Raw genomic sequence first — 12,721 nt, 5'->3', positions numbered from 1 at the left:
TTCTCCTTTATATTATCGATTTGATATCATGTTCAAATTTGTGTAACTCTTTGGTATCAAGACCTGCTACATGCGTTAATGGTAGAGTAAATGCCAATCCGCTGTTTTCCGGGTTGTCCAGATCGAACTTTTCACGAAGCAAGCGCATGACCTGCAGTGAGAGTTTTCTCGGTAAGACAAAAAGCAGTACAGAGACATTTTCCTCAAGTGTAAGACCAAAGAACACTTTTTTCTCTTCAAGCCCGATATTTTTTCCATGTAAAATAGTTACAGAACCTGCTCCTGCTCCCTTGGCAGCTTCTATAGCGGCTTCTTCATCTTTATCCTGTATGATGACGATCAGTGCTGTGAATTTCATAATGCTTCTCCTTCAATATTGGATGGTTCTACCTTCTGTTGCTTTTTATAATATTCTGCGTAAATCCCATACCCCATCACAGTAAGCATCGGAAACAGGGAGGCAAAGGCAATGAGACCAAACCCATCTATCAGTGGATCACACCATTCCAGGTTTTCTGCCAATCCCAAGCCCAGTGCTGCAACCAAAGGTACGGTGACCGTTGAAGTGGTAACCCCACCACTGTCATAGGCAATGGGTATAATGTATTTTGGTGCAAAATAGGTAAAAATAATCACAAAGATATAGCCTACAATAATATAGTAATGTATAGGATCACCAGCAACGATACGGTATGAACCCAACCCGATCCCGATAGCCACACCAAATGCTACTATCATTCTAAGTATATTTTGTTTAATTTTCCCTTCACTTATCTCATCTGCTTTGATGGCTATAGCCAAGAGTGCAGGTTCTGCCATCGTCGTAGAGAAACCTATAAGAAATGCGAACAAATAAATAAGAAGGTAGTTACCCGTATCCGTAAGCTGAAAAGCGATGGTCTCTCCTATGGGGAAAAGTCCCATTTCAAGTCCTACGATGAATGCATAAAGCCCCAGGATCACCATAATGATACCTGTGGCTATCTTATGTAAGTATGCCACAGGTTTTTTGATAATGACATACTGAAAAAAGAATATCACGATGAGAATAGGGGCAACATCCTTGATCACACCCAGGAGTTCCATAAAGATGTCCATCGCTGAAAAAGTATAGGCAGTCGCTGCACTCTTTGTACTTTCAGCAACTTCTGTAACTACGGTAGATAGGGCACTTGTCTCTCCTGCATTGTAAACGATGATACCGTAGATCTGTACAAATATCATGGGTGTCAGAGATGCAAACGCGATCAGGCCAAAGCCGTCTATGGCCGGATTACGCCCTTTGATACTTGAAGACAAACCGATCCCCAACGCAGCCACCAGTGGAACAGTCACCGTAGAAGTGGTGACCCCGCCACTGTCATATGCCAGTCCGATGATCTCTTTGGGCGCAAAAAAAGTAACAAGTACCACTAAAATATATCCACTGATAATGTAGTAAGCTATAGGATGCCCCAATAAGATACGAAGTGTACCCAGTGCGATGGCAAATCCTACAGAGAGTGCAACGGTCATACGAAGCCAGAAAGCATCTATCAGACCATTAGATATCAACGCGGCTTTATCTGCTATGGCGATAAGTGCAGGTTCTGCTACAGTGGTTGAAAACCCTATAGTAAAAGCAAAAAGCAACAGCCAAAAGACCGAACCTTTTTTAGCAAAGTCTATGGCCAATCCTTCTCCTATGGGAAAGATACCCAGTTCAAGACCACGGATAAAAAGTGCCAATCCTATTGCCACGATCGTAAGACCTATAACAATCGAAGTGAGATTATCCGGCACAGTCCGGATGATGATACCTTGAAACAGGGCAACAACAATGATAATGGGAAGGAGATCTTTAAACGAATTTTTTAGATCTCCATAAAATATATTTAAACTTTCTTTCATTGAAAGAAATTATATCTATTATAAGATTATTCTATGCTATAAAAGCGTATTACCCTCGATGAAAATGTTAAACTGTATCCTTTAGTCTCAAGTTGTAGATTAAGGATCTCGTAACTTAATCGTTCTTGGTTTTACACCCTGTATTTATTCCAAGTAATGCATAAGGTGGACACCATCCTATAATAACAGTCAAGAGAAGGACTCCTCCTACAACATCTGCAATGATATTGTTATTCATGATTCCCCAAACCAGTAAAGCCACACCAATTATAGTTCGGATGATCCTATCTATTTTTCCTATGTTACATTTCATAATATATCCTTTTAGTTAATTATATAAATTTATTATGCCATAAAAAATGATGTTTGTGTATGACATAGGGTACATAAGAAAAATATTATGGGATCAAATGTTCATATTGTTCATCGGTAAGCGTTTTGAGAAAGGCAACTAGATCTGCTTCTTCTTCAGCAGTTAATCCAAGGTTACCAAGTTCTGCGGTATTTTTATTTATATCTACTTCACCTTTTTCCCATACTTCGCCTGTTTCAGGATTGACAGCACCGGGAACATCTCTTGTATTATAGAAATGTACCACTGTAGCCAAGTCTTTAAAGACACCGTTGTGCATATAGGGTCCAGTAACAGCGATGTTTCGCAAAGTAGACACTCTAAATGCCCCTTTAAGGCCGGCATCATTCACATGTGGATTGTTATAAAGACCATTGTCTACAAAAGTATCTCCTTTCCCATTGGCATCACGCAGTGCATGATTGACCGGTACGCCTAAGTTATCATAGGAAAAGTCTGTAAATTGTGCATGGGTACCATCAGAGGGGTGACATGCAGCACACTCTGCTTTCCCGTTAAAAAGGGCCAATCCTCTCGTCTCCTGTTCTGTGAGTATGGCATCTCCTTTGAGGGCTTTATCATATTTGGAACTAAAAGGAGAAAAAGTATTACTTTTTTCAAATTTTGCAATGGTGTCAGCAAGCGCTTCATAGGCTTTTTGTGTATTATTGAAGATATCATCTCCATATATTGCTTTAAATGCCTGCACATATTCTGCATTCTCTTGTACTCTTGCTATGACCGATGCCGCATCTGGCATATTCATTTCAACAGGATTCAAAAAGGGGCCTTTTGCCTGTTCTGTAAGGTCTAAGGCTCTTCCATCTAAAAATTGTCCTCCTATATAGAGTCCTTCGTGTGTATCAAAATGAAATCTTGGTATAAATTTAGCATAGGCTGCAATAGGTGCATTTCTATCTCCTATAGAAAGGCCGTCATCACCCAGAGAAGCACCTAAACTCAAGTTTGTAGGTCTAGGATCTACAAAAGCATTCTCTATGACATGACAGGTTGCACAGGACATCGTTCTATTATTAGAGAGATTCGTATCATGATAGAGTTTTTCTCCCAATGCAATCTGATTCCTCCCAAAGTTCTCTGAAGAGGAACTACCTCCTCCGCATCCTGTAAAGATAAGACCGGTCAGTGTAGTGGCCAAAAGCGTATTGAATTTCATTTCATGTCCTTTTATATTGTATTGATAACAATTATCAAATGCAACTTTATCTTGATTTTCTTAAAATATCATGAAAATAAAATATATTTTTAATTTTCTGCACAATCCTCAAAGCCCTTATATAAGGGAATTTCAAAGCTTATCTAATTGAATAATATTATTAATGATTATATTTTAATAATTATTATCATTTTAATAAAAATTTAAGAAACATTTGGCTAAATTACGATTTCGATAATAACTATCAATTCAAAAACAAATAAAAACAAGGAAAAATGATGAAAAAAATGACAACGGCATTAAGTGTTGCAGCGATGATGGCAATGGGTGCACAGGCAGCTACATTGGAAGAGAGAGTAAAAGTATTAGAGGAACAGAACACTGTACTTACAGAAGAGGTTTTAGCGACGCAAACAGGTGGCTTTACACTTGTAGATACAAAAAAATCATACAGCGGTATGGGACCGGCAGCTTCTAAAGTATATTTTTCTAAAAACCCACTCTCTATAGGGGGATATGGTGAAATGTTCTATGCAAATCCTGATAATGGGGATGATTTTGCAGATGTCTATAGATTTATTACCTATTTCGGATACAAATTCAATGACTGGATCGTACTGAACACTGAGATAGAGTTTGAACATGGTGCCAATGCAGAGGATGGTGGTGAAGTAGTTGTAGAGTTTCTTTACCTAGACTTCTTACTTAGCCAGGAAATAAACTTTAGACTTGGGCATGTACTCACTCCGATGGGTCTCATAAACCAAAGACATGAACCGACACTCTTTAACACGGTACAAAGACCGGATATTGAAAAATACCTTCTACCTAGTACATGGCATGAGAACGGTGCATTGGTCTATGGTAGATTTGACAGTGTAGATATTGAATATACGGCAGGTGTGATCAATGCATTGAATGTAAATAATGCAAATACTATGACACCAAATGGTTCATGGATCAGAAGTGCAAGACTTGGTTCGAGTGCAAATGCGCCGTTTGACCCTGCTTTTGTAGGCCGTGTGGACTATACGGGTATCAATGGACTTATGGCGGGTGCTTCTGTCTACTATGGTGATGGTTCAAATCTTAAAAATGATGCAATTAACGATGTATCTGGACTTGATACCACCATATTTGATATCCATGCAAGTTATGACAACGGTCCGTTCTCGGCGTACGGGCTTTACACACAGACAAATTTGGATGGTGCAGAAAAGCTTGGAAGTAGTGCTGTTGAAGAAGCAAGCGGTTACTATGCCAATGTCTCTTACGATATCTCTTCTTTAGTGGGACTTGAGTATAAATTACCGGTTTTTGCACAATACGAAGACTATAACCCTGTAGAAAAGACAGTAGACGGCTTGAATGAAGATGCATTTCAGACAGAAATTGTTACAATCGGTTTAAATTTCTTCCCTGCAGATCAGGTGGTATTGAAAGCTGACTATGCGATGAAAGAAGTGAATAATGTAGATACCAATACATTTTCTTTTGGTCTAGGCTTTATATTTTAATACGTGGATACACAATGAAACAAATCTTTTTTACACTGCTGCTTGGGACACTGTTGTCCCAAAGCAGTGTTGCTAGCAGTAAAGCATCTGTAGATGAGGTGATAAAATCCTCATTTACAGGAGTGAGCACGATAGACCCAAAGCAGATCATACTGACAAAAAAACAGTTTTCTCAGGTACAGTCCAGAGCGAAGGCAGCTGTGAGAACTAAAGTGTATCGTTATTACGATATTAAAAGTAAGAATGAAAGACTGGGTTATGCTGTACTTATAGCAAGAAAAGTAAGAGGGAAGAAGGCGACCGTACTCTATGCATTTGATAACTGTGGAACCTTGAAGTTTACGGAAATTATGGCATTTGGTGAGCCGCCGGAGTATATACCGAACAAAACGTGGATGAGCCAACTGCAGGATAAAGATGCCTCCGCAACACTGACGGTAGGGAAAGATATACCTACGATCAGCGGTTCCACTCTCTCGGCAAGGTCGATCACTGAAGGTGCAAGAGTCGCCAGAGCCATTTATGAAATTGTATTAAAGTAAGAGACAATGAAATTTTTAGTAACAAAAGATCTGGCACACTCTACACTGCTTCGTTATCTGATGGGATCTGTCGTATTTGTGATACTCCTCTATCTTGGATTTGATATACTGCTTCATGCGTATGTGATAGGATCGGATATGCAGAGTGTTACAGTGACACTTTTGGGTGATATAGAGAACTTTGTTGAACCTATCCTGATAGATTCACTGCTGCTTCAAGTACATATCGATCTGTTCATGACACTCTTTTCACTCTTGATACTTGCCTCTATCTATATTCGTCTCTATTCGGATAAAGTCATGACCAAATGGGTCGTGCATCTTCTCTTTATTATGGGTATGTTGGCACCTGCAGCACTGTTGCTTGCTTATTTTGTCAGTCCGTCATTTATAGCTATGTGGTTGATCAGTTTCATATTGTGGCATGTACTGGCTTTTATAGTCGCTATCATAATTTTAAAGAAACTCTTGTTCAAATGAAAAATATAACACTCTATAGTCTTCCTATCGGATATATGCTCATTTATATTATTTTGATCTTAATGAGCGGGATATGGCTTTTTTTACTTTCTCAGGGATTAGAGTGCAATGACAGTGTGATAAGTACACTGAAAAATATCATAGCTTCTCCTGTAGAAAAGAGTGTAGAAGGTCTGATAGAAGTAGCTACACCGCATCTGTTTGCCATAGGAACACTGATCTTTGTTACAGCACATTTCATGCTGTTCAGTACCAGATTTTCACAAAAAACATCTTTGATCGTGGCAATGGCTCTTTTTATTTTTGCATTGTTTGATATCTTTTCCTACTTTGTCATTGCGTTTGGATTAGTGGTATCAGGATGGATCAAACTTGCAGCACTTTCGTGTTTTGTGCTACTGTTTTTTCTCTTGCTTGGATTGGTTGGGTTTTCTTTGTAGCCTAACCACTCTATAGTCACAAGATCTGTTACATTTCCATAGAGTATTTTCCCCTCTTTATCAACCAGTATAAAGCCGATATCCTTCTTCTCTTTTAAAAATGCCAATGCTTCTGTTCTTGACATGACAGAGAGTGCTGTGGCATAGGCATCGATTTTGGCGTTGTCGGCAGTCGTAAAAAGCGATACGGAAACAAATTCACGCCCCTGTGAAGCGGTCTTTGGATTGATGAGGTGATGTTCTGCTTTGGTGGTGGCATATCTCCTGTAAATACCGCTTGTAGAGATGGAAAGTTGTGCTTTTTTGCTTTTGACTTTGGCAAATGTCTGTTCAGAGTAGGGTGACTGAAGATAGACCTCGCATTGGTCCAAACATCTGATATCCCCGCTCAGTGCAATGATCCCTTTCGTGATATTTTGTTCATCAAGATACTGTGCAACTTTGTCTGCACCATACCCTTTGCCCATACCGCCAAGGTCTATGGTGATGTTTTCATCTATGATGATCTGCTTGTCATCTATATGGATACCGTGGATATCCAGATGGGCATTACGTAATTCCTGTTTGGAGGGGGAGTAGGTTTTCTCTTCTCCAAAATGGTAGAGCTTTTTGGAGATCGATCCGATCGTGATATCAAAGTAACCGTTGCTCTCATCATAGTAAGATCTTGAAAGTGTCAGCGCTTCAGCCAGATAAGGGTCATACTCCACATGATGGTTCTTGTTCAGTTTTGCCAGTGTAGCAGTCTCATCATAGGTAGAGAGAGAATCTTCGATATGTCTTAGCAGTTCAAAAGATCTGGTGATCTCCTGGTTGTATGTTTGTGGTAGTGAAATACTTACAAAAGTCCCCATCAGTACCTGTGTACGTGTTTGCAGGCCCTCTTGCGCAAGTAAGAACAGAGGAAAGAAAAGAACAATAAAAAGACGCATTAACGATTCTCTAAAATTTCTATAATGCCTTTAAAATCTTTTTCATGCCCAAAACAGCTGTTGGAATTACACAGCATAAAACCGTCATTGGTATCATTTTTCAAAAGAGAGAAGGGATGAGGAAGGGTATCCAGCTCTTTGATATGTGTTTTAAGTGCATACTCTTTGGCTTTGATAATGACATCATCTTTGAGATAACGGATCACCATACGGCTCATACGCGGCGTAGAGATAGGCTGGCGCATGATATCATAAGAGTAGATCTCGAGTGTTTTAAAGACAAACTTTTTATAGACGACATCCACCAAAGAGGAGATGCTGTAAAGTACAGAGAGCATGGTGGCAACGGAAGAAGGATAGGAGCTGTCATAAATGTCCGCATTGGTTTCAAACTCTCCGCGTGAGAACTTCCATTTCCCCTGGGCATAGTATTTTTCAATGGCACTGTTCGTCAGTTTTGTTGCCGTCATAAGATAGGTTTCATCCAGTGTACTTTCGTATGCTTCGATAAGCGTGTCTGCAAGATAGGCATAATCTTCCAAAAATGCTTTGATCTTCGGTTTTTTACCTATCAGTGTAGAGTGAAAGAGTTCAGAATTGATGTACATACTCTCCAGCAATGCATCCAGAGATCTGAGCGCTGGTTTGAGGTACGCATGATCTGCACGAGAGGCTTTAAAGAGCGTTTTGATCATCATGGCATTCCATGAGACAAGCACTTTTTTGTCTATGAAAGGGTGGGTACGCTTTTCTCTGCGTTTTCTCAGTGCCTGTATCGCTTCATCATAATAAGGGATATCGCCGCTGTGTGCGGGTTCCTCTATACGCACGATGTTCTTGCCTTCAAAGTTTCCTTCTTTTGTGATATGCAGTGCCTCTGCAAGAGCAGCATGTTCCTGGCTAGGGATACCTGCTTTATCAAATGACTTTAAAGCTTTTTCATAGGTATAGACAAAGTATTTGCCCTCTTCACCTTCTGTATCGGCATCCGAGGCAGAGTAGAAGAGGCCGTCCTCACTCATATTTTCCATCATAAAGTCTATCGTTTCAAAAGCAACAGATCTGTAAAAGTCTTCTCCTCTTACATGGTAGGCTTTGAGGTAGACTTCTGCCAGCAGGGCATTGTCATAGGTCATTTTTTCAAAATGGGGGACAAGCCATTCATTATCGGTAGAGTAACGGCAAAAACCACCCTCCACAAGATCTCTCAATCCGCCTTTTGCCATACAGGTGAGTGAGTGCAGTGCCATGTCCAGTGTCTCTTTATCTTCAGTGATACGGTAGAGGTCCAGGAGTAGATCCAGCATAGAAGCCTGAGGGAATTTAGGTGCTTTGTTAAAGCCGCCGTTTGTATTATCAAAGAGCTGTTTGGCCTGATCCGAAACCCTTGGGATGATACTGAGGTCCAGTTTTGTGGCCTGTATGCTATCTTCTTTGGGATTGAGAAAACGGAGTATCTCATCGGCTTTTTCGGTAAGCAGCGCTTTTTCTTTGCTGTATTTTTCAGCGATCACTTCGAGTAAACTTGAAAAGCTCATCATACCATAACGTGGCTCATCGGGTATGTAGGTCGCTGAGTAGAAAGGCTTTTGTTCCTGTGTGAGAAAGATGGAAGTCGGCCAGCCTCCCGGACGTTGGTTCATCAGCTGGTAGACTTCCTGAAAATGTTTGTCTATGTCCGGGCGCTCTTCCCTGTCTACTTTGACTGCAATGAAATGTTCATTCAGGATCTTCGCGGTCGCTTCATCTTTAAAAGACTCATCTTCCATGACATGGCACCAGTGGCAAGAACTGTACCCTATGGAAAGAAAGATCGCTTTGTTCTCTTTTCGTGCTTTTTCAAAGGCTTCTTCTCCCCAAGGGTACCAGTCTACAGGATTGTCAGCATGTTGCTGTAAGTAAGGGGAGTGCTCATTTTTAAGACGATTTGCCATTTTTAACCTTTATTATTAACCAATTATTGGTAATATTACACAGCGTATACACGAATAGTACAATAGAATACTATAAAAGTTTAATATAAAAGAGAAAATAATGAATGATTTAGTCAAAAAGTTACTCTTATTGAGTTTACTTTTCAGTACATTTGCAACTGCAGGGTTTGAGAGTGTATTGAAAAAACAGAAGTTTTTATCACCGGATGAAGCATTTCAAGTGAGTGCTGTACTCAAAGAGGATGTGATAGAAACAAAGATCAATATGGCAGATAAAATCCATGTGTATGAAAACACATTATTTTATAGAATCATTTCTCCCTCTTCTGTTGAACTGACCGTTACAAAACCCAAAGCACATGATTTTGATGGTGATATGGTGTACGAAAATGAGGTACTTGTTACCATCCCTGTAAAAGAGATAGTGTCCAAAGTGAAAGGTGACTACACCCTTGAGATCGAGTTTCAAGGATGTTCAGATGCAGGTATCTGTTATCAGCCCATTAAAAAAACCTTTGATTTCAAAGGCGAAGAACTCGGGCTGTTTGACAAGATATCAAAACTTGTCAAGGAGGGCAATACAGCGAAAATAGCAGATATACTGGTGAATGAAAGTTCCATATTCATTTTACTTCTTTTCTTTATTTTTGGTCTATTGTTATCTTTGACACCATGTATTTTCCCTATGATACCCATCTTGTCTTCGATCATCGTTTCGCAGCAGGGAGGCAATGAAAAACCAAGTGTAGCCCAGGCATTTTTTACCTCTTTGGTCTATGTCGTTTCTATGGCTTTGACCTACACGGCTGTGGGGATCATAGCAGGACTGGTCGGGGCAGATATACAGACTGCGATGCAGACACCTTGGGTCTTGACCCTTTTTGCAGCGATGTTCGTGGCTTTGGCATTTTCCCTTTTCGGATATTATGAGATAGGACTTCCAGCTTCCTGGCAGTCGAAATTAAGCAGTGTAAGTGACAATGCCCAAGGTAAGGGTATCGTGGGTACGGCTATTATGGGATTACTCTCTGCACTGATCGTCGGGCCGTGTGTCGCTCCACCGCTTGGCGGGGCTGTACTGTTCATTTCCCATACGGGTGATGCACTTCTGGGGGGAGCGGCACTGTTCATTATGAGTATCGGTATGGGTATGCCACTGCTTATCGTGGGACTGGGAGCAGGTAAATTTATGCCAAAACCTGGTGGATGGATGACAGCGGTTTCCCAAACGTTTGGTGTGATGATGCTGGGTCTTGGTATTTTTATGCTTTCACGCATACTTCCAGAGAGTCTTACGATGATATTGTGGGCATTGTTGTTGATAGGTTCAGCACTCTATATGGGTGTATTTAATCCTAGCAGTGCCACACAAGGTGCAAAGAAACTGTTCCAGCTATTGGCTATGGTGTTTTTACTCTACGGTGTATCACTCTTCATCGGTGGGATCAGTGGTGCAAGCTCAATGATCAGACCTTTTGAAAGATTCACACAGGTGCATACCAGTGTAGCAAACAGTGTATCTGTGAGTGTAGACAAGAAAAGTCACAGAGGTTATAGTGTTGAACGCCTTATGAAAGAGGTACGTGAGTCAGAGAAGCCTGTGGTGGTGGACTTTGGTAAAAAATCTTGTACTGCATGTACAGAACTCGAAGAGATCACATTTCCAGATCCACGTGTACAGGAACATCTTAAGAACTTCACGTTTATCAAGATAGACCTCACAGACAATACGGATGCAGACAAAGCATTACTAAAGAAGTTTGAACTTTTCGGTACGCCGAACATCATCTTTTTTGACAAAGGAAATAACTACTTGCCTGAAAAAAGTTTGACTGGATTTATTCCTCCTGAAGATTTTGCCACACATTTAGAGAGTATCACGCAGTAAACTCCCATACTTCTTATTACATGAAGTAATTCTTCTCCTCCTTGCCATTGAATTTATAGGGTCCCTATGATGCTCCCACAGGGGGTATTGTAGATTTGAACTTACTTATCCTATATGTAATGTGTCTTATAATGATTAAAAATTAATCATTATATTGATTATAAATTGTAGTTATCACGTTATCATTTTTATATAAAATTACAAGACAAGGAACGTAAAATATGAAAATGAACAAAATGAGCTATGTTGCTATCGCTGCAATGAGCGTGATGATGGGAACAACTTCTGTAGTGCAGGCAGAGGAAGCAGCGGAAGTGAATGGTGTATCAGAGATATTGAGTCATGGGAAGTACTCTCTTCAGATCAGACCAAGATATGAATTTGTGGATGAAGATAATGCTAAAAACAATGCCAATGCATTTACTGTAAGAACGGTGCTTGGAGCGAAATTTGATACATTGGGTGTTGATGGGTTGGCAGCTACATTGGAAATGACCAATGTGAGCAATTTCGGTGTAGACAATTATGCACCTGCAAGTCCAGGCTACTCTGTGGTTGCAGATGGTGAGCAGACCAGGGTCACGCAGGCAAATATTTCGTATGCTAAAGAGGGTTTTGTCGGTACGGTAGGACGAAAAGGGTTGAATTTAGACAATCAGAGGTTTATAGGGACCGTAGGCTGGAGACAGATGCCGCAGACTTATGATCTTGCATCGGTAGCCTATAAAGGCATAGAGAAGCTTGATCTTATGGCAGCATATGTTTGGGGGGTCAATAGAATTTTCGATAGAGATCTGGGCGGACTAAAGATTCCGGACTTTGACACCAATACAGTGTTATTGCATGCTTCTTATAAAGTGATGCCTGAGCTGACCATCACAGCATATGACTATATGATCGCAAGTAAATTTGATCATATCGGTATCAGGGCAACAGGTGGTATGACGTTGGAAAACGGTGTTGAGCTGAACTATATGGCAGAGTATGCAAAGCAAAATGATCCATCACTCACTGAAGAGAGTGCACCGTTCAATGATGCTGAACCTGAGCAGGATGCTGATTACTATAGATTCGGATTGAGCGGAAGTCACCATGGGTTGACTGCAGGTGTGTGTTATGAAGTACTGGGAGAAGCCGGAAGCGGTGCAAGTCCATTTAGTACACCGCTTGCCACACTGCATGCTCACAACGGATGGGCAGATATGTTTTTAGCTACTCCTGCTGACGGTCTTGAAGATCTCTCTGTTAAACTGGGATATGGTGATAAAACATTTGGAAAGATACTGGGTGTCTATCATAAGTTTGACAGTGATGCAGGAAGTGTCGATTACGGTTCGGAGTTTGACATCGTCTACACGAAAAAAGTGATGAAAGATTTGATGATGATGCTCAAAGGTGCCATGTATGCGAAGGGTGATGCTGCAACGAGTTATGTAGATACGAATAAATACTGGGTAATGTTTGATTATACATACTAATCAGGTTTATAGGTAGAAGGATATCTATCCTTCTGCAGTAAAAGGTAGTACAGGTTAGTGCATTATTCCGCTATAATGTCACTATCACATT

Annotated in this window: 12 protein-coding genes; 6 read left to right on the top strand and 6 right to left on the bottom strand. The window is 40.5% G+C overall.

Going from position 1 to position 12,721, the window contains the following annotated elements; genetic code table 11:
• Positions 1–7 precede the first annotated feature (7 nt).
• The 4 genes from LDM98_RS05965 to LDM98_RS05950 form a co-directional block, all read right to left on the bottom strand.
• Positions 8–358: a transcriptional regulator gene (locus LDM98_RS05965; RefSeq protein WP_223898422.1), complete on the bottom strand. Its 351-nt coding sequence runs from the start codon at positions 356–358 to the stop codon at positions 8–10.
• On the bottom strand, positions 355–1,890 hold the full coding sequence (locus LDM98_RS05960; protein WP_223898421.1) for a DUF1538 domain-containing protein: 1,536 nt from the start codon (positions 1,888–1,890) through the stop codon (positions 355–357). Before LDM98_RS05960 ends, LDM98_RS05965 begins: the two co-directional genes overlap by 4 nt.
• Before the next feature lie 115 nt (positions 1,891–2,005).
• Positions 2,006–2,203 carry a DUF2892 domain-containing protein gene (locus LDM98_RS05955; RefSeq protein ID WP_223898420.1) on the bottom strand — a complete coding sequence of 66 codons (198 nt, stop codon included), beginning with the start codon at positions 2,201–2,203 and terminating at the stop codon, positions 2,006–2,008.
• Between the two features lie 85 nt (positions 2,204–2,288).
• Entirely contained in the window at positions 2,289–3,419 is a 1,131-nt protein-coding gene (locus LDM98_RS05950; RefSeq protein ID WP_223898419.1) for a cytochrome-c peroxidase, read from the bottom strand.
• 278 nt (positions 3,420–3,697) lie between these two features.
• Here LDM98_RS05950 and LDM98_RS05945 point away from each other — a divergent pair, with 278 nt between their 5' ends.
• The 4 genes from LDM98_RS05945 to LDM98_RS05930 are packed head-to-tail and all read left to right on the top strand — an operon-like array spanning position 3,698 to position 6,398.
• The gene (locus LDM98_RS05945) at positions 3,698–4,936 is read left to right on the top strand and encodes a porin (protein WP_223898418.1); all 1,239 of its coding nucleotides are present in this window, start codon (positions 3,698–3,700) and stop codon (positions 4,934–4,936) included.
• Positions 4,937–4,950: 14 nt separating this feature from the next.
• Complete coding sequence (locus tag LDM98_RS05940; RefSeq protein WP_223898417.1) at positions 4,951–5,478, top strand: FMN-binding protein; 528 nt, start codon at positions 4,951–4,953, stop codon at positions 5,476–5,478.
• Positions 5,479–5,484: 6 nt separating this feature from the next.
• Positions 5,485–5,958, top strand: a complete 474-nt coding sequence (locus LDM98_RS05935; RefSeq protein ID WP_223898416.1) for a hypothetical protein — start codon at positions 5,485–5,487, stop codon at positions 5,956–5,958.
• Positions 5,955–6,398, top strand: coding sequence for a hypothetical protein (locus tag LDM98_RS05930; protein ID WP_223898415.1), 444 nt, complete (start codon positions 5,955–5,957; stop codon positions 6,396–6,398). The genes LDM98_RS05935 and LDM98_RS05930 overlap by 4 nt, the downstream gene beginning before the upstream one ends.
• Here the strand turns inward: LDM98_RS05930 and LDM98_RS05925 are convergent.
• Positions 6,284–7,330: an FAD:protein FMN transferase gene (locus LDM98_RS05925; RefSeq protein ID WP_223898414.1), complete on the bottom strand. Its 1,047-nt coding sequence runs from the start codon at positions 7,328–7,330 to the stop codon at positions 6,284–6,286. The genes LDM98_RS05930 and LDM98_RS05925 overlap by 115 nt on opposite strands.
• On the bottom strand, positions 7,330–9,264 hold the full coding sequence (locus LDM98_RS05920) for a thioredoxin domain-containing protein (RefSeq protein ID WP_223898413.1): 1,935 nt from the start codon (positions 9,262–9,264) through the stop codon (positions 7,330–7,332). The genes LDM98_RS05925 and LDM98_RS05920 overlap by 1 nt, the downstream gene beginning before the upstream one ends.
• 100 nt (positions 9,265–9,364) lie before the next feature.
• Here LDM98_RS05920 and dsbD point away from each other — a divergent pair, with 100 nt between their 5' ends.
• Together dsbD and LDM98_RS05910 are read left to right on the top strand one after the other, a co-directional pair.
• Positions 9,365–11,152, top strand: coding sequence for a protein-disulfide reductase DsbD (dsbD, locus tag LDM98_RS05915; protein ID WP_223898412.1), 1,788 nt, complete (start codon positions 9,365–9,367; stop codon positions 11,150–11,152).
• A 221-nt stretch (positions 11,153–11,373) separates the two neighbouring features.
• Positions 11,374–12,630, top strand: coding sequence for a hypothetical protein (locus LDM98_RS05910; RefSeq protein WP_223898411.1), 1,257 nt, complete (start codon positions 11,374–11,376; stop codon positions 12,628–12,630).
• Positions 12,631–12,721: the final 91 nt, after the last annotated feature.

It is taken from the genome of Sulfurovum sp. TSL1 (genome assembly GCF_019972135.1).
In the GTDB taxonomy this organism is placed as follows: Bacteria; Campylobacterota; Campylobacteria; order Campylobacterales; family Sulfurovaceae; genus Sulfurovum.
This window is presented reverse-complemented; position numbering and strand designations above follow the sequence as displayed.

Coding starts and splice junctions, on each gene's coding strand:
- LDM98_RS05965 (WP_223898422.1), bottom strand. CDS start 358: ATGAAATTCACAGCACTGATCGTCATCATACAGGATAAAGATGAAGAA.
- LDM98_RS05960 (WP_223898421.1), bottom strand. CDS start 1,890: ATGAAAGAAAGTTTAAATATATTTTATGGAGATCTAAAAAATTCGTTT.
- LDM98_RS05955 (WP_223898420.1), bottom strand. CDS start 2,203: ATGAAATGTAACATAGGAAAAATAGATAGGATCATCCGAACTATAATT.
- LDM98_RS05950 (WP_223898419.1), bottom strand. CDS start 3,419: ATGAAATTCAATACGCTTTTGGCCACTACACTGACCGGTCTTATCTTT.
- LDM98_RS05945 (WP_223898418.1), top strand. CDS start 3,698: ATGAAAAAAATGACAACGGCATTAAGTGTTGCAGCGATGATGGCAATG.
- LDM98_RS05940 (WP_223898417.1), top strand. CDS start 4,951: ATGAAACAAATCTTTTTTACACTGCTGCTTGGGACACTGTTGTCCCAA.
- LDM98_RS05935 (WP_223898416.1), top strand. CDS start 5,485: ATGAAATTTTTAGTAACAAAAGATCTGGCACACTCTACACTGCTTCGT.
- LDM98_RS05930 (WP_223898415.1), top strand. CDS start 5,955: ATGAAAAATATAACACTCTATAGTCTTCCTATCGGATATATGCTCATT.
- LDM98_RS05925 (WP_223898414.1), bottom strand. CDS start 7,330: ATGCGTCTTTTTATTGTTCTTTTCTTTCCTCTGTTCTTACTTGCGCAA.
- LDM98_RS05920 (WP_223898413.1), bottom strand. CDS start 9,264: ATGGCAAATCGTCTTAAAAATGAGCACTCCCCTTACTTACAGCAACAT.
- dsbD (WP_223898412.1), top strand. CDS start 9,365: ATGAATGATTTAGTCAAAAAGTTACTCTTATTGAGTTTACTTTTCAGT.
- LDM98_RS05910 (WP_223898411.1), top strand. CDS start 11,374: ATGAAAATGAACAAAATGAGCTATGTTGCTATCGCTGCAATGAGCGTG.